Below are 24,867 nucleotides of genomic sequence, written 5' to 3' on the forward strand. Positions count from 1 at the left end.
GCCGTGATATGGAAACGGCATGGCCGTCAAAGTCCCGGCGGCCGCGGGAGCCATGATGGCCGACCCATCTCAACAACAGCGCGTTCCAGAGGATTAAGCGAGACCGGACTTTACCCCCGGCCCGGGCCCCCCCTGACGCATGCAATCCCTCATTCAAACCGTATCGCGCGGTTCTGTTCCAGCCACTGCAGCCAAAGGGGTGACGCGACGCAATTGCGTCCAGTTCTGCGCGGCCGTCAGCTGGCAGCACGCCGGCAAGCCGCATCGCGGTGAGCAGCAGCCAGACCCGGTGGTCTCTCGCCTGCGGACGCCAGTCGACACCCTCGACCGGGTATTCCTGATAAAGCGAGGGTGATTCACTGAGAATACGCGAGACGATCGCTGCGACCGTCCCTTCTTGGGCTTCGCCTAGCAGTTCTCGCATTGCCAGAGCCAGTTCCCGGTTGATGTACCAGAATGCCCCCCCGGCAGTTCGAGAATCCCGGTAGCCGCTTCATCGGCGCTGAAAAGCGATATAAGCCTGAGCGCGTTGGTCCACTACGCCTTACATGAACAGTAGGCACACCACTCATTACATAACCACGCAATGACATCTCAGGCGCCTAGCGCTCTCAAGCAGCTTTGGCCATCAAGTAGGTTTTAATTTATAAACAAAGGCAAGCCGGCTGCGCCGGCGCGCCAGTCTCAAGTGTGTGCAACTTTGGAACCGCCGTTAGGCGGCTGTCCACACCCTTGTGGTGTGGGCAGCGAAGTTGTGCTCACGGGGATTACCGGGCGCCTATCTGGTCCGTCTTTTCGTCAGTTTTTCGCGCGGTCGCTTTCACTACCGCGAGTCGGGATGCCGGGTTCGAGTTCTTCCACCGACTTCGCGGCGCAAGACCGATCGCCCGCGCAATTCTCGACGCTCAATGATGTCGAGACGACGTTGCTTAAGAACGAAACGGTTGCGGCTAATGTCCCGCCCAAGGAGACTCCCGAAAGCAACGCGTGATAGACCGTCCGCACTGTGCCCGCTGGCACTGCGGATCGACACTACACAAATTTGGGAAAGCCTTATTCCACCGTCCGTGGGTTCGAAGTGGTTGAAATCCCAATGGACCCGCGGCCAACGATGACGTCGCAAGCGCTATTAACAGCGGACACTTCGGAAGCTGACGGAGGTCGAGGCCCGTCGGGTCGTAGTCGAGATGAAGGTCTGCCTCTGCATCATGGTCTACCGCGCCCTATCGCTTAATTGCGGCGTCGGTCTTTGTCGTCCCCTTTCTGGTCCGCCCTTTCTCAGCGACTTCGGCCTGCGTCTGCGTCACGCGACTTACCTCCGCTGGACTCCGCTTTCGCGGCCCTCTCTGTACGGGTTCTGGCATTTCGGTGGGTACCGCAAGCAGTTCCACTTCTTCTACGCCTAGGGCCGCGGCCACAAGGATGAGCGTATCCAATCCCAAGTTCAAAGTCCCGCGCTCAAGCTGGCTTATATGAGTCCGATGTAGGCCAGCACGATCCGCCAGAGCTTCCTGGGACATGCCTAGCTTGCCGCGAAAGACCTTTATGTTCGTTGAGATACGCGCACGAAGTTCGTCGCGACGCTCGTTGATGTTCTCTGCCATATAAGGCAGGAGCATCAGGCAGTGAAGAGTAAATATCTACAGCAAATAATTCTACATAGTTTACTATTCAAAACCTTTCCTCTACACTCAACAGGGTATCGAGTTGTACGACCGTTGAATCGATTTGCTGCTTGTGAGCTCGGCAAGCTCGATGTCAAACCGCAGTTCGTCGCGTTCAGCTTACGAGTGCCCGCGTGAAGAGACGTCAACTTTCTCTTGAGCGTCGAATCCTCGAACCGTAGCGTCGGCGCTCCAGCGTTCGCTACATCTAACAAGGTCAAGCAGTACAAGCAGCGCTTTTGCGTACAACGCCTGAACACATCCGCAGCGCGTTGACTGGCACCCAAGGCGACCGGCGCTGCTGACGCGCGAAGTTGAAGGCCAACATAGGAGCCGTCAATTGAGTCCCGAACTGGATGCCACGCTGCGTGCCGACTACCCGCTAACCTTTGCGGTCGAGCCGATTGTCGATCCCGACGATCTCGATATACCCGCTGTACAGTCGGCATTCGCGCACTGGGGTTTCGAGTGCGGCGATGGTTGGTGTGACCTTATCGGCGCCCCATGCTTGAACTTGCAGGACGCGACGAAGAACGGCGCACCGCAAGCTATCGCGAGGCAGGTGAAGGAGAAATTGGGCCGCCTTCGCTTTTACACGAACGGACAAAATGCGGAGCAAATGGCATGATCGAACTAGCCGAAACGATGAGCGCTCGCCTTTGTGAAGTGTGCGGGAATCGAGATCGACATGTTCTATAAGGCTGGATCATGACGCGTTGTCCCAAGCACGAACAAAACTGAGGCGCTGCGAGAAGCCGATATTCCGAAACTAGGCGACAGAGGTGGGCGCACATGACCCAAGTTGACCTCAAGCAGATCGACGCGTTGGCCGCCGAGGCGTCCAGACTCTACGCGGCCTTGACGGATACCGGCCGCCGGGCGATGGAAGCGTTGCGCACGATCGACCCTATCGTGGTAGAGGAACTCGTCGCGACGTTCGAGTCGGACGACGCAGCGGCTGGCTGGCTCATCAGCCGGACCATCGGGTTCGGTGGGAGCAGTGCGCTGGACTTGTTCGCGCAGGGCGAGCGGGAGCAGGTTATGCATGTCCTGCATCACCTACGCTATGGGCTATGTGCATGAGCGGGTGCCAATCGAGCCCCAAAAGGTCACTTGCCCGACGGACATGAGGGAGCCATTCGCCATGATGGACACAAGTCTTCCGCTTTGCCGAGTCGCGCCAAGCAGGCGACCGTTCCGTGTCGGTGGCCCGGTTGGAGCGCGCCGGGTGCCCAAGCAGTTGCGGCCCTTAGCCTCATGGTAGCCGTCGTAATGCAGTGATGCTCGCTTGACGTCAGGAGTGTGCTGAAAGCCATGATCATAATCGACCACGTCTACGTTATGGCTAACGAGTCCATGCCGGGCATCTACAAGATCGGATGCAGTAACAACCCTGCCAGACGGGCTTTTGAGCTAAGCAGCCCCGCGGGTGTGCCAACACCGTTCTATGTTGTTGGCACCTTCTATCATCCCTCGGCCCAGGCCTACGAGCGTGATGTGCATAAGGAACTTTATGTACATCGCGTCTCACAGCACCGAGAGTTCTTCTGCGGACTAGGCCTTGATCAAATGCTAGCAAGGATCATGAAGGTCGGAAATCTTCACTACAAGAACTACGAGTTCTGTCTCGACCGCATCGATGCTATATGGACAGACCCGGTAGGTGGTCCGCGCATCCGTCAACATTTGAAGCAACTCGGGATCAGCAATCCGGAGACACACAACGACGCCCATTTCGATGCTCTTGTACGGGTTCTCAATCACATCATTTGTGGAGATGACACGTTCAAAGAATGTATAGAGCAGGAAGTTGTAATCCGCTAGCGGAATTTGAGACCATCGCCATGCAGCGCGCGAACGAGTCTACCTTGCGCCCAGCGAAGTCCCCTGTGATGCGCGGTGCAGAACATACGCGCAACTCAGGTAATCGAAGTTTAGAACGGTCGGCCCCGGGGAGCTCCTACTGGCAAAGGAGTTTTCGATGAAGGTTCGTGACCTGCTAGAGCGTCTATCTACCGTAGACCCCGAGAGCGTCGTTCTATTTCTCGAGGCTTGGTCATGGGTCGACGAAGCAGATGAAATCGCGACGGTCACCGTTCCGAAGGAGCTTTGGACGTTCGAGGAAAGCAGCGAATCGGGGAATGCCTACTCGATCTTCTACCCGGGCAATGACCGCAATATTGGGGAGCGCTCAAGGCACAATGTCCGTCAGCGCGAGGTGCGTGTTGTCATCTTGTCGAACGGTAAAACCAACCTGGAGCGCGGCAGCGAGCCGTTGGATAGTGATAGTGACGTCAAGCAACAGCCATAGGAAGCGAGATGGAAGCCGAAGACAAGCTCGCCGCGCTGACGATGCCATACGCGCGAGCGCTCGCCGTGAGGCATCCGCTTGAAGCTGGGGTGGACACATGAGGAGAATCGAATACGACGCAGGCGAAGACATCCTGCACATCAGGTTTTCGAACGCGCCAATTGTCCGGGATGTCTCTCAGGGTTGGAACGTCAACCTGGGATTTTCTGAGACGGCCCTCGCGGAAATCACTATCCTCGAGGCGAAGGCCAATGGCTACTGGCCCACCGAAGACGTGAAGCGCCGCATGATTCAGGAAGGTCTGGACGACGTGACGGCAGGACGGCTGGTGCCGATGTCAGAGGCCCGTGCATGGGCTGATAGCGTCGGCACGGACAACGAAAATGCGATACCGGACTGTTCTGCTGAAGCCTCCGGCGCGCAACCCGGGAAGAAGCTCATGAGCACAAAGGCAACTCTCGCATTTCACCCCGCCGAAAGCCATGAACCGGCCTGGCACCTGTACGAAGAGGCCGGCGAGTCGGGCGTGGTGTACCTGGAGCTCGAGGACATCGGCGTTGAGTTGTTCACACGAGATCCGCGCTCGCGTGAAGGCGGTGGCGTGAACCTGGTGTTGCGCTTGCCACTCCAGACGGCGACTCAGCTCGGGCTGCCGTCGATCGTGCCGCCAGACCGGTGGGAGAGCGCGTGCAACCCGGACAAACTCGGAAACGTCCGTCGCCGCCTCACCGCCCTCCGTCGGCTGCGCGGTTCCGTCAGCCGCTACGACGATCCGACGGAGCCAGTCCCAGGGTCGGAGGAGCCATGATCGGGCACACGTTGGTCGGCAGATACACCATGCGTTGGCTGATGCTCACGCCTCCACGCACGGCTGGCGAAAATCGGAAGAACTGCGAAAGCTTTGGTGGCAAGCCGGGAAAGATCGGAAAGGCAATTTTCACCATGTCGATCGTGATGAATGTATTGGACCTATTGCATACCAGGCCTCGCGGGGTGACTCGCCGGCCTGTGTCGACGAAGCGGAATGACTGTCATGCGTCTGATGGGCGCCTAGCGGTAGTCGGAGGAGAAGCGCATGCTCGAATACCGTGAGAAGGTTGTCCTGGAGGTGGCTGCCTGCACCTGCAACCGGTGCGGGCGCCGGATGAGCCCGGAGGACGGCGACGTTGAATGGCAGGAACGGGTGTCACTCGCGTGGCGCGGCGGGTTCCATTCGGTATTTGGTGACTGTACCGACCTGTGCATCGACCTGTGTCAGCACTGCGTCAAAGCCACTCTCGGCGAGTGGATCCGCGTCACTGACCACGATCTGGGCGACGGGCCGTCAGATCTGGGCAGCGGGGTGTTGGCGGGAACCATGTCATCGTCCACACCCGCCGTCGATGAGGCCTACTTCGATTCCCTTCGGACATTCATCAAGACCGCCAGCGAGTTCATCGAAAAGTATGGATTGCCCGTTGAAGGGAGCCAGAAATTCGATAAAACCCGGTCAATTAAGGAACTGACAGGTTCAGTGAAATCGTCGGTCACTGGTGTGTCCGTGGACGAGATGAAAGCTTGGCGCGACAAGCCGATTCGGGCGTGGCGGCTGCTGCGCCTCGCAACGCAGGTTTGGGATGACGCGGCCGACGCCGACGCCTGGATGCACCACCCGCATCCCGAACTCGGTGGCAAGACGCCGTACGAGGCCGCAGCGACTGATGCTGCCGGCGCCGCGTTAGTGGAAACTCTCCTCGGGCGAATTTTCTATGGGATCCCGACATGAGTTGCCATCGCAGTCGGGGCCGCTTCGTAACTGGTCCGCACCGTGTCTTCTCGAACCTGGAGTGCAGGAAGCTCGACACCGCGATGAACGTGATCGACGGAACACTCGGCTCGGCCCGCGTGCGTCAATGCGCCAACCACGGAGAAAGCAGATGAGCCCAGAATTGGACGCCAGGCTGCGCGCCAACTACCCGCTGATCTTTACCTCGGAGCGAATTTCCGATCCGGGCGATCCAGATCTTCCTGCTATGCCTTCGGCATTTGCATCATGGGGCTTCGAGTGCGGAGATGGCTGGTTCGACCTGATCGACGCCCTCTGCGCGACGCTACAGAATGCTACCAAGAACGGTGCCCCGCAAGTTGTCGCCACTCAAGTCAAGGAAAAATTCGGCACTCTACGCTTCTACGCCAGTGACCACGACTCAGCACAGGACGGCATGATCGAACTCGCCGAAATGCTAAGCGCGCGCCTTTGCGAGCTGTGTGGCAATCGAGGCCGTCTTTATCGAGACGAGTGGATCATCAGGACGCGTTGCGCCGAACACCAGGGGGTTTCCTTTCTGACCAGACCTGCTCGGTAGACGATCACGGAGACCGCGCTGAGAACAGGAGGATCCCATGAGCACGAAAGCAACTCTTGCACACCATGATGGAGAAGGCGACGAACCGGACTGGCACCTCTATGAAGAGGTCTTCGAATCGGGCGTGGTCTACCTCGAGATCGAGGGTATCGGCGTGGAACTGCGGACGCGCGAAGCGCACTCCGGTGATAAGCGCGGCGCAGACGTGATCTTGCGACTGCCGATTGCCACCGCGGTGCAACTTGGGCTGCACTCCATTGTGCCGGCCGGACGCTGGGAGAGCGCCTGCGAAAGGGACAAGGGCGGCGGCCTCCGCTCGCTGCGTGGCTCTGTGACACGATATGACGATCCCACGGAGCCTATCGACGAGTAGGTGCTGTTTCCTCCCGACCGCAAAATGAACCTACCTGAAGAACTCTTTCGTGGCCCTGACCTTGCGCAGGCAAATCCGTCTGTGTTCCGCCGGATGACGGAGCGGCGTTAGCTGCGGCTCCTGGCGTTATTGTGAATTATTTGCTCGGGATGATTTCTGCGGCTCGGGTGCAAGCACGCTTTGCATTGACAATTACCATTCCCACGTCAGGGGCAATTGTCTCAGCAACGTCCAAGTGGGATTGTCCAGGCCAATTGGCGGCCGCCCATTGCCGCGCTTCGGATAGTGCGGCTCGATCACTGCGGAAAGCTGCGTCCATGGCACGGTCGAATTCATCGTGTCGAGAAATTCGTCGCGCCGCGTGCGCTTGCGGTGAGTCTCGAAACCCGCTCCGCGATCGGCTGCCATCGCCAGCGTCTGCTGTTTCATTGTCTTTTTCCTTTCTCGTCGCATGTGCGCTCTATAATGCTTGACGCGCACAAGCGGCGGACTTAATCAGCATTGCCCTAACGCGAGACTTTCTTTGCCTCATCCGGAATCCTGCCAGACGATGTGTCCGTGCGGTCACCATTCTTATCGTTGAGTCGTGGTGCGGCTAGTGTCGGAGGTCGAAGCTGCTCCGGTCTGATCTTATAGGCCTGCTCGGCCCAACGAAGGGCTGCAATAATGTCGTCATGGAAGTGCGACCTCGAGAGAGGTTGCAACGCTTCGAGAAGATCGGTCGGATTTTCTACAAAAGGATGTCCGGCCAACGTCAGCACGTCTCGGATCAGCATTGAGTCGCCCTCATGCCTTGCAACGGCGGAATTGCCGGCGATGGCGGCTGCCACGACCGCGTATGCTTCTACCAGCCTGTCTACGCTCTGGAAATGGCTTTCTTCTTTATTGGTTTGCCCTTGGCCAAGCCCCTGCCCCAGTTCTTGCGCTTGTGCAGGCTCTTGCTCTTGCTCTAGTCGAGTGAGGAGGAAACCGGCTGCGTCCATCATGTCCGCGGCATCCAGACGAGACGCGACCGTCGCGTACGACCGCGCGAAATAGTTTCCGGGCGGATCGGTGCTTTCCTTTTCAGTCAGTGCACGGAGGAAAGTCGCCGCCTCCTTCACGCTCACTGTGTCCAACTCCGCTGCCACCTGTGCGTACGCCGCTACGTTGTTGACGGCCTGGTTGACGGCCTGGTAACGATCAACAGTTTGTTGTCCGATCCTTGCGCGCAGGAACGTCGCTGCGTCCTTCAAATCAGCGGGATTGGCGAGCCGCGCTGCCACTTGTGCGTAGCTCCTGGCGTCATTATCTTTTCCTTGTTTCAGTCGCATGCGCAGGAACGAGGCTGCATCAAGCATGTCACGGGTATCGGTAAGCCGCGCGGCCACTCTCGCGTACGCGTTCGGGAAATCGTTGACGACCATCCCACCAATATGCGCGGAATCGATGAGATCGAATACGCCGCGCAAGTTTGCGGCTGCGTCCTTTGCTTCGGCGGCGTCCAGACGCGCCACATCATCTGCGTACACGGTCGCAAGGTCCAGTACGGTGACAGCATCGCTCGTTTCTTTAGTCCAGCCTACTGTAACCCCGGCTGGTGTAACCCCGGCTGGTGTAACCCCGGCTGGTGTAACCCCGGCTGGTGGAACCCCGGCTGGTGGAACCCCGGCTGGTGTAGTCTCGTTTACATCTTTGTGTGCGATTCGCGCACGAAGAGCTGTGACTTCGTCCTTCAGATCAGCTGAGTTCAGCCGCGCAGCCAATTTCGAGTACGCATTTAAAATGTCGCCACCTTTGCCTTGTTCGATTAGTGTGCGGAGGTGGCTGACCTCGTCCTTCAGATCCGCTTCGCCCAGCCGCTCCGCGACCTTTCCGTATATCCCTTGGAGCACGTCGCGCGTGTTTGCATCTTTTCCTGAGAGCAGCACGCGCAAAAATCTGGCTGCATCTTCCAAGTCAGCTGGCTCAGTCAATTTCTCTGCTAGCCTCCCGTACGCAGTAGCGAGTTCGTTGGCGTCGATCCAGCCCCCGGTTGAGCTTTGCCCCTGAAGAAAGTTGGCTGCTTCCTTTATGTCCGCTGCTCCGAGCCGTGCCGCTACCTCCGAGTAGGCCGCTAATAACGGCCACGAAACCGGACGGTTAAAAAAATAGGGATCCCTTTTTAATTCAAGCTCTAGGCGCGCGCGCAGGAAAGTAGCTGCATCCTTCACGTCTCCTGCGCCCTGCCTCGCTGCCACCGATCCGTATCCTCTAAGAAGAATGTCGGCGATGGGCTTACTGACCGTCTCCTTCTCCATTCGCTCGCGTAAGAAGGTGGCTGCCTTCCTCACATCGGTTGGGCCGGTGAGCCGCGCCGCCAATTCCACGTACTGGCCCGTGAGGTTACCGACGATTGCCGAATCTCGCTCATGTTCTAGGCGCGCGCGCAGCGCTGTGATCGCCTCCAACACCCGAGCCTGTTCAAAGCCGGCGTAAGCTAGGGGCCATCGACTGCCTTTCGTTGCGTTTTCGAGTCGTGCATCGTTGTCCATTCGCAAGAGACTATAGACACGCAGTCTCACTGGCTCGGGTGCCCTCCAGAACTGCATCACGGCTTCATATTCACCACTGCCACCGAATCGGTTTATCAGCCGGTCGGCCTGCGCCGTGAGAACCCGGTCATGGTACCAAGTGCCAGTTGCCACGCAAATCAGCGCCAGGCACACCACGACAAATGCCGGCCTTATCGCGCTTATCAGTGCGTAGCTCGCTGCGTCGCCAAACCTGAGGCGCCCGCGGGCACGTTCCCAGCAGATCCGGACCAACGTGCTAACAGGAAGTATTGCCGCCAGCCGCCGTCGCCAATCCCCCACCGCATCGTCATAGCGGCGCTTTCCGTCGCGCAGAGCAACGGACCACCGGTCAGCCTGTCGCGCCTCGTTCAGGACTGCGCCGGCCAGATAGTCGTGGTCCAGTTGCCAGGCAGCGCTGACGCCAGTGCCCTCCGCTGGACGGACTATCTCGTCTCGCTCAAGTGACGCGAGGATGGATTGGGCGCGGCCTGTCCCACCGGCTAGCCTATCGAGGTCTTCCAATGACGCCCGGTTCGCCTTTGGAGGCTGATCAGGGCCGGCCGGTAGAATGAGGGCATTTAACAAGGCGCGCGCGATGCGCAAACCCTCCGGCCCGCCGCCTGCGGCATTGCTGGCATGGGTCAACGCCCGAAACACATACAACGTCTCGACGCCATGAAGCCCACCTGCTGCGCGATAGTGCCTTGGTGTCAGCAGCGGCAACTGTCTGAGGCCGAGCAGTACGATACGGACCTGCTGCATCAGAACCGCACCCTCAGCGTTCAGATCCCGCTCTAGGCGGTCGCGTAGATCGAACCAGCCGCCTTCCGGGTTACTGATGACGGGCGGATCAGCCTTTTCGGGTGCGATGTTTCGCAATAGGGGGCGCAGATAGTCAGGCGCAACGCGATCCAGAGGCCAGCCGTCTGTGCTGTCTTCGCCCGGAAATCGAACGCACGAAAGTCCAAGTGCAGTATCAGCCCTCGTGACTACCACCAGATGCAATCGTCCATCATGCAGACCGTCCCTGATCAACCGCCAGAACGAATTTGCCCGCGCGAGAACCCTCGGAGACAGCCAATTGCCCTTGCGTCTTATAAATCGATGTCGATGTTTCGTCTGGTAGTCGTCGAACTGATCCGCTATCAGTAAAGGCCGGCGGCCGAGGATGTCGACGACAGCTTGCAGGCGAGCGTTCAGTTCGGTTCTCAGCGACGGTTCATCTGCCGCCAGGTCGGGAGCAGCGTTCCAGGCGAGTCGATCCCGATTGGATTGTGGAAGCGCGTCGAACAATGCCTCCAGCGCAGCCGCTAACGGCCCCCGGACCCAGTCGTCACCCCAATCCCGGATTTCACAGGGCAACAGACCTTCGGCTGCCTTGAGTTTCGGCACCAATCCGGCAGCGAGTAAGGCAGATTTACCGCAACCGGACTCGCCGGCGATCAGGACGAGGCGCCTCCGTTTGACGATAGCAAGGAGGTTTTCTAGATCCCTTTCGCGACCGACTAGCGTCTCAGGCCCGGTAGGACGCAGGGTAAAAGCGTCAGGATTTTCTAGTCGGCTCGCGCGCGAAAATCGCCGGAAGCCTCGCCATAACAGGCCGAAAAAGAAAAGAACGGCGAGGCCAGCTCCAACGTTGGCCGTCCATTCCGGCAATACTGCGTGCAGTTCTTTCGAGACGCCTACCCAGATGGTCGTGGGCACGCCAATCAATGCGACAAGCTTGGTGCCGAGTCCTTCGGCTGTGGTTAGCCATTCGAGCAAGCGCTTGAGGTCCACGTCTCCGAACTCCAGTGTGATCACAAGCCAGTATGCGGCAGGATGGGTAAACGTCGCCCAACATCCCCTGACGTATTCTGATCCACCACTCCTTTTCGATCAACATTCAAGCGCGCCGTGGCTCAAAGAGAAAGTAATGGCGCGCATACGCGAGGCTGCGGCCCGGACCACAATCACGTAGCCCGGCAACGCAAGTAGCAAAACCATACCGACTGACGAGCGACTCGCACGGTACGTAGGGACGTCGACTAAGGCGCGCGGACTCAATCCGGCAAGTCGTCGGCCATGGCGGTCATGAGCGACGCGTTGCATTCCGCGCCCAGAGAATGATCTGTTCCGAGCGAAGCTTCGGCGGAGTCGACGCCACGCGGCCCATTCTGTCCCGAAGGTGAACGATCACCGTTAGAAATGCGTGGCGACTGGGTGCAAGCGAAGCATGCGTGTTGATGAGCGTGCAAAACTGACCCACTCGAGCTGAAAATTTGCATCGAAGATTGACCCGGATGTTCAATTCCTGCTTGGACGCCAAGCAGGAGAACCGGAGTGATTACGGTGAGCATGTTGGCCAAGATTCGGCGGATGCATTTCCGCGATGGCGTCCCGCTCAGGGACATACACGACGTACAGGGCTGTCGAGAAACACTATCCGTCGATGGTTACGTGAACCATCGACGGGCGAACCAAAGTACGCAAAACGCGTTGTCAGAAGCGTCGTTGACCCATGGGGTTCACGCGTCCTTCACCCGCGCCTGATCCAACGGCCGCTTCGGGTCGGGAGTGCGCGTTGACGACCGGCCGCTTTCGGGAAGCGAAATACGAATGACCGTACATGGACGCCCCCGGTTTTGCCAGGCTTTCAGTACGCGATGACTGGAAGGTAGATTGCAACCGTACATTCGGACTTTCGCTGCGGCTGCGCCGCTGTCCCTGATGGGTTTCGCTGGTCGGTTCCCCGTCGTCGCTTTGACGCACTCGGCCTCCATGCCAACGAGCGCCGGCGCCAGATTCGCAAAGAACGTCGCCATCTGTTCGCGCTTCATCTGCTTCTTCAGAACTACCTTGCCGTGCCCGTCGATACCGTGAAGCTGGAACACGTTTTTTGCTAGATCGATACCAATGGTTGTAGCCTTCATGATGGGCGCTCCCGTCCGTGAAGTGGTTGATATGCAACTCCACTTTGGCAGGCAGATGCCGTTTCGGGTGGGGGCGTCCATCCCATTGCTTTAAGGTACTCCAGTTCGCAAAACCGTGATTCGACTGACTGACCGCTTTGGAGGGGGGCGTCTGACCGTAGCGGGTCGACTAGAGCCGACCGCGTGGGGCAGCGGTCGGCCACTTTCGGCCGCTCACACGAGCCACTTCGTGGTCACTCGAACGGCCGGTCCACTCGGAAACCCGCCCGATGCGGGACGCACGCTTGATCCAACGACTTGGTCCGAAATCTTAGAGTCGGTGGGCGTCTCAATGGCCAGCTCTAGCCGGGGTATAACCTACTACCGCAACGCTCTAACGGTTAGTTGCGGTTACCTGGTAGTCGCGCGCCGAGGGCTCCCGGTTTGCCGCCGGGTTTAGCTAAGAGGTCGCGTTGGTCGTCCGTCAGCAGACGATCGAGCTGCGCAGCGATTTCCTTCGCCCGCTCCGGGCCCATGTGGGCGTCGAAAGCCTCGGGCGCCGACTTGCGTATGCCAAGCAAGGCGAACGGCGTCGCGGCGCCGAACGCCTCCAGCTTGGCTCGCTCTTCATCCGATAACGCCAGTCCGTCCAGAAAGCTGCTCATCGTCGTTCACGCGCCGAGCGAATAGGCTTCGGCACAATAGGCGTTGATATAGCTGTAGGGTATCGTGCCGTAGCCCGTCACGCCTACTACGGAATTGGTCGCCCAATAGCTATCCCAACTGTTGCGAATGATGAAGTGCCCGCCGCCGTTCGCGATATCGGTCGCATCATCCTCATAGCCGACGAAGCACATCGCATGACCCTCGGTTGTTGTTTCGCCGGGTATGGGGTTGGTGATAGCCCCGGTGCTTTGAACAGCGGGATTGTTCAGATACCAGGAGTTGTACACAGGAATCGAAAACGCAACGCAACGCCCGGCCGCGAGTTCCCCCTTGATGTCAGGAAGCGAGGTGGGCGGCAGTTGCCGGAAGCTCGGAACGACGTAGTTCGCCGCCTCCGTGGAGGCCCCGTCCGCGGGTGGGCTTTGCGATTCGTTACCGGGAATGATGGCCGGATCGTAAGGCCACGTGGTTTCGAGGCAGCACCCATCCGTCGTCAGACATTTCATGGCCACGGAAATCCAGGTGCCCGGTCCGTTGGGATCGTTATCGTTCTGTTTGCAATCCCAGTAGAGAAATTGGCGCGACAAGTCGATGGTCAACCCGCTTTGCATCCGGAAATAATGCTCGGCCACTGCGGTGCAAGCATGAGCGACACACGTACCCCGCTGACCTTGATCCCTGATCGGCTGCATCTGGTCGATCATGTTGACCGAGGGAGGCAATGAGGCTGCCAGTCCGGGCGGCCGCATCATCGCTGTCATCGGCGGGATGATACCCGTGAGCCGCGCACCTAGCGGCATGGCGTGAGTCACGCCCGCCGGCATTGCAGACGGGCCGGACGGCGACACCGAGCTGACGAGTTGGGTCAGGTCTTGGGGTGACGTTCCCAGATATTTCGCCAAAGCGTCCGGTGATGCGCGCAGCAGTCCTTCGAGCTGATCGAGTTGCGTGTACCCCAATGACGTCAGCTTCCTGGCGTGCCCGGCGAGTTCCGGTATTTCCTCGATTCGCTTGCTTGCTGGCATTTCGCTCTCCATGAAGAATCGTGATCGTCATGCGACAGCACGTTTCGAGACGCTTCATGCGGATTCGAAACTGTGTGTTCGCCGGGCCGACTGGAATCTAGATCACAATGCAACGAAGCTTCAAAATAGATAACACGTTATGTGACCTATCCCACTAAGCGTTTTGCCTGATCTGCGCGAAAGGTCACGGACGACCGCTTGACAGCATGGATGCGTCAACTACATTCCAGTCAAGGGCCGTGATGTCGCGCCGTTATCCAGCCATCCTGCCTGCCTGTTCGGATCCAACTTCTCGCATACAAGCCAAGTGAACAGACCCGCCAACAAGATTCCGTTAGGTATTCTTATTTTTCTTGTCGGCGCGCTTGCTTCTTCAATTGCGTGGTCGAACGTCAGAATATCTGGAACATCCCAATTCGTTGTCAATGATTGCGCAAACGACAAGCTAGTCCTGCGGCTCCTTTCGGACTCGAAAGCAACTATCGACGCTGTCCGAACAGTTGAAGTAATGGATTCAAACAATAACGCGAGTGGATGGACGTTCAACTGGGACAAGCCCGTTTTATCCGATGCGGCGATTTCGGAATACCAGAGCACTGCCACGATTCAGCAACGCTGTCCAGGATCGGGGACGTTCCGCGTCAAGCTCGAGGTGACCGCACAGGGCACTTCCTCTATGGTCGACATCGTCGTCATACGCCGGCCGGATCCCGTGCTCGACGCGCCTGCCACTGCAACATTAGTCATCAGGCAGCATCCGTTCGACTTGAGCCTTCTCGGCTTGAGCAACGACACCAGCGGGATGACGCTCTATGTTCGCGAGTCGACCGGCTCAACGCCCCTGAACCAGTTGTCCGCCTCAGTGGGGCAATTTGTCGACAGCTCGGGAAAGCAGACCCCGTTTCAACTTCGCCCTGCGGTCTCCTCGGTGGATATCGCCCCAGGCGAGATTGAACAGTTACATTTTCAGCCGCCCGCCGGCTTGTCGCCCGGTCCCTATACCACGCATACCAGTCTCAACAGTCCTTTTCTCAAGCAAGGCCAAAATGTCAATTTGAGTGTGTGGGTGAAGGTCTTCCCGGAATATCTTCTGCTAACAATCCTGCTCGGCATCGGGCTCGGCGTCCTGGTCAACGTCTACATGCAGAACAAGACGACTCTGGACGCGGCAAAGCTCGCCGCGCTTCGCACCGGCGACACGTATGCCCAGCGAGCAAGCGAGCAAAAAGACCCCGTCGTGCAGCAGCGGCTCATTGGCGTCGCATCGACCCTCAGTAACGCCGTCCACGATGCAAAAACGCTCGATGACGTGAACGCGGCGCTGAACGCCGCACAAGCGAGCGCCGGCAGTATTGAGGCACAAGCGCTCGCAACGGCAAACGCTTTTGACACGCTGCTGGCGAATCTCCGGGCCAAACTTCAACCTAATGGCTTACCGCCAGATGCGGATATTGCCGACCAACTAAGGCCGCTGAACGACACCCTGAATCGCGTCGAGCAACTGAATCAGAGCGGGCAGGTCGAAGACGCGCTCAACCAACTCCAGTCATACGGGCAAACGTTCCAGCAAACGGTCTTGCAGGCGATCCAGCCCTGGCTTACCGATGCACACCGGGCCATAGAAGAGCTTGGTGTCTGGAAGGCGCCCGCCGACGCATTGCAAAGCACTTGCAACGCGATTGACCAGAAGATCCAGACGGCCATTATCGTGCCGGATCCAGCGGCGCTCGTCAGCCAGGCGGATGGCATTGCACGCGATCTTCGCGTGGCTATCACGTTCACCGTGCCGCAATCCATGAGTACGGCATTTCGGGCGACTGCGACCATCCTGGCACAAGGCGACCGTGCGGACCTGGCTCACGCGATCAACGAACAGGCCCTATCGGTATTGCAGCCTCTCGCCGGAACCCCCACCCTGTTGGCCGCAATGGCCATATTCGCCGGGGTTCGCACGCGTACGGAAGCCCTCGTGCGAGGAGCAAGCCAATCCAGTGCGGCGGTCGCTACTGCGTTGAATCAAGGCGATTTCCCCGGTGCGGCACAGCTTGTGGTGACGCCCGCACCGCCGCCGGCCGCTGGGCCATTAGCCGTATCGGCACCGGTCGCTCCGTCATACGTGCGCGCCGCTACGGCACTGGCATCGGCCGCCACGCCAAGGGTTGGGTTGCGGGTCGTCGTCCCGCCTCAACTCCAGGTTGAACATGAAGCCCAAATCACGCTCTCCGGCATCAATGAACCCTTCGTTGGCGATGTGTCGTGGCAATGCCATCCACCCGAGGCGGGCGCACTGGCGAATTCCAGCTGGCAAGGCACAACGATTACGGCAATGCAGGCGGGATTCCTAACTATCAAGGTGGATGCTCCCGCCATGAACGCTAGCGGGAGCGCGCAAATCTACGCAGGATCCGTGTCGCGGACGAAAGTCTATGAAGATCTCGACAGGGAATCATGGGGTTGGCGCGCATGCACAACCGTGGTCACCGCATGTCTCACGACATTCGCAGGCTTCCAGATCTTTGCGCCGGCATGGTACGGAACACCTGCGGACTTCTTCTCGGCCTTCGTGTGGGGATTTTTCGGGCAGTTTGGCCTCGCTCGCGTGCGCGATTTGTCAAAGCCAATACTAAGCAAAGCGCTTTGACGGCATGCAACTCCCCTCTCCGAAGTCGGAAAACGCCTTCGCTAGTGATTGAACATCGGGTCGGTAATCTCGTCGACGAGTTCAAGCATGCATTGCCGCCACTGCTCGTAGTGGCCCAGATACTCATGAAACGGCCCTTCCCGCAAGTTTTCGTCCCATTTGCCAAGGCCTTTGAGCGCAAGGTGCAGCATACCTAGCCGGTCGAAACCGGCGAACGCCTGCGCGAGCGAACGTGCCGAGTCGAAGGTAGCGGGCAGTTGAGCGAATGGAGTCGTTAACTTGAAAGGCATCGCCAATCGCTCTAAAGGCAGTGCCCCATCAAATTCCATAAGCAGCAGATGTGCAAGCGGCACATACCACTGAGGTGTGGCCGGCCGCGCAATATGGCGGGCGAACAATACCCATGTCGGTACGCCCTTGCCCAAGCGCCTGCTCAGATACTCCGTTCCGACAACCGAAGCCGATTGGATTTCCTGCGCGAGCGAGACGACCTCCTGCCGATCGAAGCCAGGGTATGGCGTCGTATGCGCCAGCTCGATCAACATGTCGAGTTGAGAGCGGATCGAGTCCGTCACCTGCACGCCGGCGACCAGCCCGAGCCCTCCGAAGTCGCCGTTCGGCGTCAGCGCGACCAGCCAGAAGCGGTCGTTCAGGGAAAGCTCGGGGATCGACCCAATTTGTGCGGCGAACCGTTCGGGCGTCATCACGTAGGAGCGTGCGCCGGAATTGTAATAGCTGACCGCCCGCTCGAGCCGCGCGGCGGCGACGGCCAGTGGAGCGAGCGTGGGCAGCGGCAACTTCTCCGCCGCCGCCGCGTTGACCCTCTGCATGACTTCCGCCAGCACCGCCTCCGCGAGTGTACCGTTGACCTCCGGCCAGCGCTCGTAGAAGTCGGCAAACTCCAGAAGCGTACGCGTTTCAGTCGTTGAAATCTCGCTGGCGGGCCGGCTTTCAGCATACCGCTCATAGGCTTCTTTGACGAAGCCCGCCCGATCGAACACGCGCGGCGCGACTTCGAGCCGGAACGGCTCTGGCAGCAGCCGTTCATTGTTGGTGAAGAGCGTGAGCGCGCGCTCTGAATCACCGCGTGAAAGCGCCTGTTCGATCGAGTGCTGAACGTATAGCACCTGCACCGCTTGCGGGAGGATTGCATACTCGTCCGGCATCAGCACGCTGCCCAGCATCGCCTTCAGCGTCGCGCGCCCTGCTGCATCTTGCAGTTCGCCCACACACGACGCCAGTTCGTTGCGCGCCCATTGACTCCAACGTTCGGCCACCGCGTCCAGTCCGTAACCTCCCGCCAGGCGGTGATACAACTCCTCGATACGATCGCGCCTGAGCGTTTCGCCAAGCCCCTGCGCCTGACGATCCACGTAATACTCGACGGCGGCTGCATGCAGCGCGCGAACCTCCTCAGGCTTCTCTGCAGTCATCAACTCGAGCATTTGCGCACGCACGTCCGAGCGGTGCCAAATCGCGCCGGTTTCATCAATGTGGATCAGATCCTTCTGGTTGCGCAGCGCGTTGAGCGCGCGGCCGAGCTGCTCGTCGTCGAGAGGTGGCAGCCCGCGCACCGGCACGATCACCTTGCGAATCACGTCATTGTCGATGCAACGCAGCACGAGCCCTGGATGCACGAGCAGCCGCACGGTCGTGTCGCCAATATGTTCGAGTATCCGCTCATACAGTATCCCTTCGATGAGCCGTTGCTGGAACTTCGCGCGGAAGGAATCGGTGAATGAAATCTTCGTTGCCTGGACGCCGAACTCGCGCGCGAGGCGCGCGGCGAGCATCAGCGCGAGCGGGCGCCCGGTCACCTCGCGCGCGATCACCCGTGCGTCCTCGCGCTCCACGCCCCGTCGGACCAGAAATGCGCGGCGGCTTTCCTGGTCCGCAAACTCTTCGAGCGTGAGACGTTGCGCGCCGTCGAAAGAGCCTTCAGCCGAGTCGCGCCCAACGATCACCACGCGCAGATTGTCGAAGGCTTCGCGCGCAACATGCTCGAAGTTCTCCATCTGCGCAACCGCCTCTTGCCCCAAGGCCTGCGCTTCCTCAAAGGTGTCGATGACGAGCAGCACCGGTGTGTCGATGCCGACTTCCCGCAAACTGGAGACAAGTTCGCTCATGTATCGGCGAAGCGCACGGTCTCCGAGCAGCGGGATGTCCTGATCGCGCCAGTACCCGGAACGCTGTACGTCGCGTTGCTCGGCCATGGATTGACGGATGCGCTCACGCAACTGCTGGAGTGGCACCTGCAGCTCGGGATACTGCCAACCCAGTTGGCGCGCGATCTCGAGCAGGAGCGTCGCGGGTTGCGCTGCGGTGAGCGTCGAACGGTCAAGGTCGAGGTAGGTGAAAGGGAAATTCGCATCATTCGCACCCCTGTGCTGCAGTACGAATTTTGCAATCAATGTGGATTTACCAATCCCTCCAATGCCGGACACGATCAGCGTGCGCGAACTGCTACGGAACAGGCGGCCCGCGCCGCGGGTAAAGCGTTCGCCCAGGCTGCGCGACTCGAGCACATCGACGAACGCGCGCAGTCTGCGCAACTCCGCCTCGCGGCCAACGAACAGGTCTTCACCGGTAGCCGGGTCGTAGCCCGTCAGGAAGCGAAACGGCTCCAGAATCTCTTCGATTTCAATGCGCCTCAGCGCCTCGGCGGCATCGACCGGCAAGCCGCTCACCCCCTCGGGCAGCCAGCCGAGGACGGTTCGATAGTCGGCGAGCGCGTCGCGGGACAATGCGCTCGGATCGAGCAATTTTCCAGTAATCACGTTGCGGAACGTGCTCATCAGCCGGTCCGCTGGCGCGCCGGACTCTGCGAGCCGTTTGCGCACCACGTCGATCTCCGAAAGGAGCAACGTGAGGTGCTTCAGGCGCGGGAGCAGCCAGCGTCGCCGCGCGCCGGCCTTGAGCAGCCACCGGCTTGCCCGCCCTTCGGTGGCGACGGTGCAATCGCGGAGCAACTGGCGCAAGTCGCTTTCGGTCGCTTCGGGAAAGAGCCGCGAGGGGTCGAAGCCGCCAATGAGCGAAACAAAATTCGCGATGCGACTGTACGAGGGCGACGGCGACTCTTTCGATGACTCGGCCTCCGAACTGGCCTTCACATCGGAAATCAGGGACGCGAACTCGTCGGCTGTAAGGAGGGCGCGCCTACGTTTGCCGGAGGATTCGGGGATCATTGCTGCTCTCCTGCGCTGTTGGCCTGCTAGCGCTTTATGGCATACCTCTCGTCGACACGCCGGAGCAAGGCTACGAACTGCGGCAACGTCGTCAGCCCGCCCGCGAAAGCTGTGTCGGCAATCAACGCGACCTGTTCCGCCACTTGGCCTTCGTCATTATCACGGCCGTGTTTCCCGAGCGCATACGCGACGAACGGCTCAAGCGAGCGTTCGTTAGTCAGATCAAGCTCCGTGCGCCAGATTTGCGCGGGCGGCACGCTCGCCAGATCGCCTCCGTAGCCGAGCAGCACAAAGCGCAGCGGCGTGGGCATGTCGGCCTGATCGGCGATCAGCGCGACAAGCAGGTCGTGCGTCTCCTGCGTGAAGCTCACTTCGTCAAGCCGGTCGAGGATGATCCACAACGTGCGCGCCGACCGCGCCTTGCTCTTCGCATTGACGGCGGCGCGGCGCGTCCAGTCGGCCAGGCGCATTGCGATCCAGCGTGCCCGCTGGCGCGTATCAGGGGGCGCAGGCGCGTCGTCGTGCGCGGTGATTGACACTTCATCCACCAGGCGCTGTGCGAAGCGCTCAGGGGTGTCGGCCACGAAACGCTCGGCGTCGAAGAAAAAGGCGTCGTGCCCGCGATCCGTCACGAGGCTGCGGATCAGGCGGCCAGTCCAGGTCTTGCCACCGCCTTCCGGCGCGCGAATCACCATCGTCGTAAGCGCGCTGCCGGGTTCGAGCATGTCGTTGATCCGCTCGGCGATATCGAGGCGGCCCAGCACCGGTTCGCCGTCCGAAGTCACCGCCGTCATCAATGCGGGCTGCGCGGTGGAATCCGAAAGCGCGTTTGCATTCGAACTGCGGATCGCAGCGACGATCATGCTGACCGGCACGCCCTGATTGATCTTCGGCCTGCTATAGCCTGCGTTGTGCAGCGCGTAGAGTTTCCACCCCAAATTGAAGCAGGGCGCGCCCGAGGAACCCGCGATAGCCGGCGTGAGATAGCGGATACGGCATCGGCACGCCGAATGATTGCGATACAGGCCGACCGCAAGACGCAGGTCAGCCCCGCCAGGATGCTGGGCGATCAGCATTTGCGTATTCACTGCAGGCATCGCCGCGAGATCGTCAAGGTTGATCCAGCTGCGCGGCACGCCCTTGCGGTAGCGAGGCGCGCTGAGACCGATCGGCTCGTCGAGTTCGATCAGCGCGAAGTCGAGGTGATCGGGATCGATCTCCTCGAGCGGCTCAGGCTCTGTGTCTTCGCGCGGATCGGGCGGCGAGCATGCCTTGAGCCAGTCGCGCGCAGCCGCGACCCTCCTGCGGTTTTCGTCGTCCTCACCGCCCATTGGCATGATGTCGTCAAACCAGAATTCGAGCTTCTTGTAGCTGTTTGGCCGCGCCTTTCCGGTTTTGTTGACGAGCGATGCGACCGCATGGAAGGCGGTCAGCACGAGCCGGTCCTTGACCAGGAAGCCGGTTCCGCTTTTATTGCCATCCACCGACACTTTGCAAACAACCGCGCCGATCTTCTCCATGCCGATCTGAAATTCCTGCCACTTCGCAAACACGTCGTCCTGCGCCATCATGACTTGCAGCGCATGTCTCTCGGGCGGCGTGACAATCTCGATCATATCGATGCCGAAACGCCGTCTCGCGAATGCCGGATAGTCCGCGAGCGCCCGGTAAAGCGCAATGCGCGCGAACTTCCGCTGCACCTCGGGGCGCGCGGCATCGAGCAGGGCATGCACGATCGAATCGACATCGCGCTCGCTGCTCTGCAAGAGCAGCGGATCCTCCGCGCCTATCGCGAGCAGCGCTTGCCGCAGGCGCTCGAATGTCAGCCACTCCTTTGCGAACGTCGCCAGTTCGTCGTCGGTGGGACCGTCGTCGGGCGGCCGCCCACCAGGGGCAACGTTTCGAGGCGGCGTGGGCGGTTGCGGCGACGGCCGCTTCGACCTCGACCGCGACTTCGACCTCGTCTTCGACCGCGCCTTCGGCTTCGACTTCGCAGGAACGGGCCGCGGCGTAGACACTCGCCTCGCACTGCGGGACGAACGTCTGCGGGGATTGATGTCCATGCGCTGTCTCCTATCTGAAGTTGACCGACGCGAGCAGCGGATCGTTCACCAGCGCGGGCAACAGCACGGCGCTGTTGAACTCGCGGTAAATGCCGCCGTAGTGCAACCCGATCACGCGATTGGTGCTCAGATCGACAACGCAGCACCCCGAACTCCCACCGAGCGTGGAGCAGTCGTGCGTAAAGTCAGCCTTGCCGGGCGGGACACGTATGATGCGCCCCGGCGAAAGGCGCTTCTTCTCATACACGCGCGCGAAGATGCGGTCCATCTCGGCTGCCTCGTTGCGCTTGCCGTCCGCGGCGGGAAAGCCAACGGTATAGACCGTGTTCGTCGCGGCGGCGTAATCGGCATCTTTGTGCACCGCAATCGGCGTCGGCAAGCGCGCGCCTTTTACCGAGCCGATACGCAAAAGCGCGAGATCGAACTCTGGATGGATGCATTCCACGCCGGTCACTGGAAACTCGCTGCGTTCCGCCGAGCCGTATTCCTGCTTGAAATCGATGCTGACCTTCATGAACGCCTTGATCGCCCACCCCGAGCCGTCTCTCGCCGAAAACACTTCGGCAACGTGCGCGTTGGTCATGACGAGATTCTTGCCGACAACGAAACCGGTTCCCACGTAGGGCACTTCGGGAAAGCCATCGGCGATGGCAATCCGGCCAACCGCGCGAATGACGTTCATCGCGTCCGGCCGAAAGGGCGCGAGAATCTCCCAATAGCCCTCGGGAACATCGAACGTGTCCTCATGGATGAGCAAGGCCGGGCGTCCGCGCAAAAGCACTATTGCCTCGAGCGCGTTGCGCTGTTCGTGGGACAGCGCGCTGCCGGGCTCCTTTGCAAACGCTTCCTTAAGATCGGCCGAGAGTCGCTCCTCGGAGAGTGAGCCGTCAAGAAATGCGAACGCCGCGGGATCTTCGCGCGCCGCTTCGTGAATGGCAGTGGCCGCACGTTCCAGGTCTGCGTCGCTCGGCGCACGCACCCTGCCCGCGCCTTCGAGCGACTCCAGCGCATTGGCCGCCGCCGCACGCGCCAGTCCAACCCGATGCCCGAGCGCGTTGCCCTGTGCCTTGACACGCGAAGCCGCCTTCTTTGTCGCCGTCCTGGTTGCAGTCTTTCTGGATACCGTCATGCACGGGTCTCCTCTGGAGCGCAGCGAGTTCCGGTGCGCCCGCGTTCGCTTTTTCAAGCCTCATTCTGAAGACAGAATAGGATGCCGCTCACAATCAATATCAAAAATCAGCCTCGCCGATTCCGCGTTATGTGCGTTTTCGCACATATGCCCTGCGACAGTCCGATCGTCGCATGCCCGCTTGCATGCGCCGCCGCGGGTTGCGCTTGATCGCCCACGAGGCATCGTCTAGAACTTGATACGAGATCCTGACGATCCAGAATCTTTACCGTGCGAAGAGGCAACAATGAAGGAAGGCCACATCATCTTGCGCGCACCCGCGCGGCGTCATTCTATGGACTCTACGCGGTCGGCGCGTCGCACTTCGGGAGGCTTGCCCGAGACTACCGCGCTCGGCCTGGAAATGCCCGCCGCGGAATCTTTCAATGTGCAAATCGATGAACTCGATCGGCGCGACCTTGCCCGCGTTGCAAGTGAACCGGACGTCGAAGTCGTCGCACCGTTCATGCCGATGAAGCTGATAGCACCGAAGGCCACGCCGGCGGACGGCGTCTACCAGCCGAAAGAAGGCGGCGAGATCGCGTGGGGCGTCGCTGCGGTGGGCGCGGATAAGTCGACGCTCACGGGCGAAGGCATTGTCGTCGCGGTGCTCGATACGGGCATCGATGCGAGTCATCCCGCCTTCAAGGGTGTGGAGTTCGCAACGAAGAACTTCACCGGCGAAGGCGAAGCCGACACGCACGGTCACGGCACGCATTGCGCGGGCACGATCTTCGGGCGCGACGTCGCGGGCCTGCGCGTCGGCGTGGCGCGCGGCGTCAAGCGCGCGCTGATCGGCAAAGTGCTGGGTGCGGGCGGCGGCTCCAGCGAGAAAATCGTGAGCGCCGTGCAATGGGCTGTCGACAACGGCGCGCATATTATCTCCATGTCGCTTGGGATCGACTTCCCCGGCTATCAACTCCAGTTGGAGCACCAGGGGTTGCCAAGCCAGGTCGCCACCTCGCGAGCACTGGAAGGCTATCGGCAGAACGTGCTGCTGTTCGAGCGCCTCGCCTCGCTTTTGAACGCGCGAACCCTGCCGGTGTTGTTGATTGCCGCCGCAGGCAACGAAAGCGGGCGAGATCAAACGCCCCCCTTCGTACTCGCCGTTGCGCCACCCGCTGTATCCGATGGCTTTATTTCAGTGGGTGCTCTCGGGCGCGCGCATGACAAGCTGGCGATTGCTGCGTTTTCGAATTCCGGGCCAAAGGTTTGCGGGCCTGGCGTCAACATCGTTTCGGCGGCGATCGGCGGCGGCTACCGGACAATGAGCGGAACCAGCATGGCAACGCCGCACGTGGCCGGTGTCGCGGCGCTCTGGGCGCAAAAGTTGATGAAGCAGCGCAACCTGTCGGCAAACACGCTGCGCAGCAGCCTCACGGCATTCGCGTCGACCGACATGTTGAGCAGTGGCTTCGAGCCACAAGACGTAGGCAGTGGACTCGTCACCGCGCCGAAGTAAGCGCGCTTAAGACCCCACCCAGCTTCGTTCTGTGTTTGATTCGCCCGCACGCTCTTTGAGAGTCTAATCGTCGCGGAGATTCTCACCCAAATGGCATTGTTCTTCGGCGCAGTTACCTACGACCGAACTCACGAGATAGCATCCATCTCCCGCTGCGTCGTTCGGGACTTCATCACCGAAAAACATTTTCGCACCATCGCCAATTGCCCCCTTGGCGTTGCCAACTAACTCGTCATTCGGCAATCCGAACTGGCGCGCGAGGAAGGCTTAGCGCGAATACGTTGGCGGATGTGGCAGCTGGCCGTCTCGAATCTTTGCGAACATTTTTAACGCGCATAATAATAACCTGCATTCCGCCATCGTGGTGTGGTAAATCGCATATAGTCTCAACTGCATTAATATTATTTCGCCCAAACGCAAATCTCGAATCCATTTTATGACGAAAGCAAATATACGCAATTGTATTGGCATTTAAAATCGGCTCACCTGAACGACACAAATCGCAACAAAATCCGTTCGGCCGTCTCCGCAATATCATT

At 59.9% G+C, this 24,867-nt stretch carries 17 protein-coding genes and 3 pseudogenes; 11 read left to right on the forward strand and 9 right to left on the reverse strand.

All coding sequences use genetic code 11. From position 1 onward, the window contains the following. Positions 1-1,223: 1,223 nt before the first annotated feature. Positions 1,224-1,619 carry a helix-turn-helix domain-containing protein gene (locus VSR82_RS13820; protein WP_498857742.1) on the reverse strand — a complete coding sequence of 132 codons (396 nt, stop codon included), beginning with the start codon at positions 1,617-1,619 and terminating at the stop codon, positions 1,224-1,226. 385 nt (positions 1,620-2,004) lie between these two features. On the opposite strand from VSR82_RS13820, the gene VSR82_RS13825 reads away from it, so the two are divergent. From VSR82_RS13825 to VSR82_RS13860, 8 genes are all read left to right on the forward strand, one after another. Further along, complete coding sequence (locus VSR82_RS13825; RefSeq protein WP_498857743.1) at positions 2,005-2,292, forward strand: hypothetical protein; 288 nt, start codon at positions 2,005-2,007, stop codon at positions 2,290-2,292. A 164-nt stretch (positions 2,293-2,456) separates the two neighbouring features. Next, a complete protein-coding gene (locus VSR82_RS13830) occupies positions 2,457-2,747 on the forward strand; it encodes an antitoxin Xre/MbcA/ParS toxin-binding domain-containing protein (RefSeq protein ID WP_498857744.1) in 291 nt (96 codons plus the stop codon). A 231-nt stretch (positions 2,748-2,978) separates the two neighbouring features. Then, entirely contained in the window at positions 2,979-3,488 is a 510-nt protein-coding gene (locus VSR82_RS13835; protein WP_498857745.1) for a GIY-YIG nuclease family protein, read from the forward strand. A gap of 157 nt (positions 3,489-3,645) precedes the next feature. Next, positions 3,646-3,975 carry a hypothetical protein gene (locus VSR82_RS13840; RefSeq protein WP_498857746.1) on the forward strand — a complete coding sequence of 110 codons (330 nt, stop codon included), beginning with the start codon at positions 3,646-3,648 and terminating at the stop codon, positions 3,973-3,975. Positions 3,976-4,072: 97 nt separating this feature from the next. Further along, entirely contained in the window at positions 4,073-4,783 is a 711-nt protein-coding gene (locus VSR82_RS13845; protein ID WP_498857747.1) for a DUF2283 domain-containing protein, read from the forward strand. A gap of 267 nt (positions 4,784-5,050) precedes the next feature. Then, on the forward strand, positions 5,051-5,740 hold the full coding sequence (locus tag VSR82_RS13850) for an antitoxin Xre/MbcA/ParS toxin-binding domain-containing protein (RefSeq protein ID WP_498857748.1): 690 nt from the start codon (positions 5,051-5,053) through the stop codon (positions 5,738-5,740). Positions 5,741-5,891: 151 nt separating this feature from the next. Then, positions 5,892-6,320, forward strand: a complete 429-nt coding sequence (locus tag VSR82_RS13855; RefSeq protein WP_498857749.1) for a hypothetical protein — start codon at positions 5,892-5,894, stop codon at positions 6,318-6,320. 37 nt (positions 6,321-6,357) lie between these two features. Further along, positions 6,358-6,693, forward strand: coding sequence for a hypothetical protein (locus VSR82_RS13860; protein WP_498857750.1), 336 nt, complete (start codon positions 6,358-6,360; stop codon positions 6,691-6,693). Positions 6,694-6,936: 243 nt separating this feature from the next. On the opposite strand, the pseudogene VSR82_RS13865 reads toward VSR82_RS13860, so the two are convergent. Together VSR82_RS13865 and VSR82_RS13870 are read right to left on the reverse strand one after the other, a co-directional pair. Beyond that, positions 6,937-7,122 (reverse strand): annotated as a pseudogene (locus tag VSR82_RS13865) (transposase); the annotation flags it as partial. A gap of 77 nt (positions 7,123-7,199) precedes the next feature. After that, positions 7,200-11,006 (reverse strand): ATP-binding protein, encoded by a 3,807-nt coding sequence (locus VSR82_RS13870; protein ID WP_498857751.1) that lies wholly within the window; start codon positions 11,004-11,006, stop codon positions 7,200-7,202. Between the two features lie 552 nt (positions 11,007-11,558). On the opposite strand from VSR82_RS13870, the pseudogene VSR82_RS13875 reads away from it, so the two are divergent. Further along, a pseudogene (locus VSR82_RS13875) lies at positions 11,559-11,743 on the forward strand (helix-turn-helix domain-containing protein); the annotation flags it as partial. 237 nt (positions 11,744-11,980) lie between these two features. On the opposite strand, the pseudogene VSR82_RS13880 reads toward VSR82_RS13875, so the two are convergent. The 3 genes and pseudogenes from VSR82_RS13880 to VSR82_RS13890 form a co-directional block, all read right to left on the reverse strand. Continuing rightward, positions 11,981-12,139 (reverse strand): annotated as a pseudogene (locus VSR82_RS13880) (IS110 family transposase); the annotation flags it as partial. A gap of 380 nt (positions 12,140-12,519) precedes the next feature. Next, complete coding sequence (locus VSR82_RS13885) at positions 12,520-12,783, reverse strand: hypothetical protein (RefSeq protein WP_498857752.1); 264 nt, start codon at positions 12,781-12,783, stop codon at positions 12,520-12,522. Positions 12,784-12,789: 6 nt separating this feature from the next. Next, positions 12,790-13,809, reverse strand: coding sequence for a C1 family peptidase (locus VSR82_RS13890; protein WP_498857753.1), 1,020 nt, complete (start codon positions 13,807-13,809; stop codon positions 12,790-12,792). 307 nt (positions 13,810-14,116) lie between these two features. On the opposite strand from VSR82_RS13890, the gene VSR82_RS13895 reads away from it, so the two are divergent. Then, the gene (locus VSR82_RS13895) at positions 14,117-16,450 is read left to right on the forward strand and encodes a hypothetical protein (protein WP_498857754.1); all 2,334 of its coding nucleotides are present in this window, start codon (positions 14,117-14,119) and stop codon (positions 16,448-16,450) included. Between the two features lie 41 nt (positions 16,451-16,491). On the opposite strand, the gene VSR82_RS13900 is transcribed toward VSR82_RS13895, so the two are convergent. The 3 genes from VSR82_RS13900 to VSR82_RS13910 form a co-directional block, all read right to left on the reverse strand. Continuing rightward, positions 16,492-19,635, reverse strand: a complete 3,144-nt coding sequence (locus VSR82_RS13900; protein ID WP_498857755.1) for an ATP-binding protein — start codon at positions 19,633-19,635, stop codon at positions 16,492-16,494. A gap of 26 nt (positions 19,636-19,661) precedes the next feature. Beyond that, positions 19,662-21,155, reverse strand: a complete 1,494-nt coding sequence (locus VSR82_RS13905; protein ID WP_498857756.1) for a trypsin-like serine peptidase — start codon at positions 21,153-21,155, stop codon at positions 19,662-19,664. 553 nt (positions 21,156-21,708) lie between these two features. After that, positions 21,709-22,827 (reverse strand): trypsin-like serine peptidase, encoded by a 1,119-nt coding sequence (locus VSR82_RS13910; protein WP_498857757.1) that lies wholly within the window; start codon positions 22,825-22,827, stop codon positions 21,709-21,711. Positions 22,828-23,338: 511 nt separating this feature from the next. Here VSR82_RS13910 and VSR82_RS13915 point away from each other — a divergent pair. Next, positions 23,339-24,328: a S8 family peptidase gene (locus VSR82_RS13915; protein ID WP_498857778.1), complete on the forward strand. Its 990-nt coding sequence runs from the start codon at positions 23,339-23,341 to the stop codon at positions 24,326-24,328. Positions 24,329-24,867: the final 539 nt, after the last annotated feature.

This window comes from Burkholderia sp. JPY481 (assembly GCF_038900515.1).
Classification (GTDB): Bacteria; Pseudomonadota; Gammaproteobacteria; order Burkholderiales; family Burkholderiaceae; genus Paraburkholderia; species Paraburkholderia youngii.

Excerpts from the sequence above, each read along its gene's own strand:
- VSR82_RS13820 (WP_498857742.1), bottom strand. The coding sequence starts at position 1,619 with ATGCTCCTGCCTTATATGGCAGAGAACATCAACGAGCGTCGCGACGAA.
- VSR82_RS13830 (WP_498857744.1), top strand. The coding sequence starts at position 2,457 with ATGACCCAAGTTGACCTCAAGCAGATCGACGCGTTGGCCGCCGAGGCG.
- VSR82_RS13835 (WP_498857745.1), top strand. The coding sequence starts at position 2,979 with ATGATCATAATCGACCACGTCTACGTTATGGCTAACGAGTCCATGCCG.
- VSR82_RS13840 (WP_498857746.1), top strand. The coding sequence starts at position 3,646 with ATGAAGGTTCGTGACCTGCTAGAGCGTCTATCTACCGTAGACCCCGAG.
- VSR82_RS13845 (WP_498857747.1), top strand. The coding sequence starts at position 4,073 with ATGAGGAGAATCGAATACGACGCAGGCGAAGACATCCTGCACATCAGG.
- VSR82_RS13850 (WP_498857748.1), top strand. The coding sequence starts at position 5,051 with ATGCTCGAATACCGTGAGAAGGTTGTCCTGGAGGTGGCTGCCTGCACC.
- VSR82_RS13855 (WP_498857749.1), top strand. The coding sequence starts at position 5,892 with ATGAGCCCAGAATTGGACGCCAGGCTGCGCGCCAACTACCCGCTGATC.
- VSR82_RS13860 (WP_498857750.1), top strand. The coding sequence starts at position 6,358 with ATGAGCACGAAAGCAACTCTTGCACACCATGATGGAGAAGGCGACGAA.
- VSR82_RS13885 (WP_498857752.1), bottom strand. The coding sequence starts at position 12,783 with ATGAGCAGCTTTCTGGACGGACTGGCGTTATCGGATGAAGAGCGAGCC.
- VSR82_RS13890 (WP_498857753.1), bottom strand. The coding sequence starts at position 13,809 with ATGCCAGCAAGCAAGCGAATCGAGGAAATACCGGAACTCGCCGGGCAC.
- VSR82_RS13900 (WP_498857755.1), bottom strand. The coding sequence starts at position 19,635 with ATGATCCCCGAATCCTCCGGCAAACGTAGGCGCGCCCTCCTTACAGCC.
- VSR82_RS13905 (WP_498857756.1), bottom strand. The coding sequence starts at position 21,155 with ATGGAGAAGATCGGCGCGGTTGTTTGCAAAGTGTCGGTGGATGGCAAT.
- VSR82_RS13910 (WP_498857757.1), bottom strand. The coding sequence starts at position 22,827 with ATGACGGTATCCAGAAAGACTGCAACCAGGACGGCGACAAAGAAGGCG.
- VSR82_RS13915 (WP_498857778.1), top strand. The coding sequence starts at position 23,339 with ATGAAGCTGATAGCACCGAAGGCCACGCCGGCGGACGGCGTCTACCAG.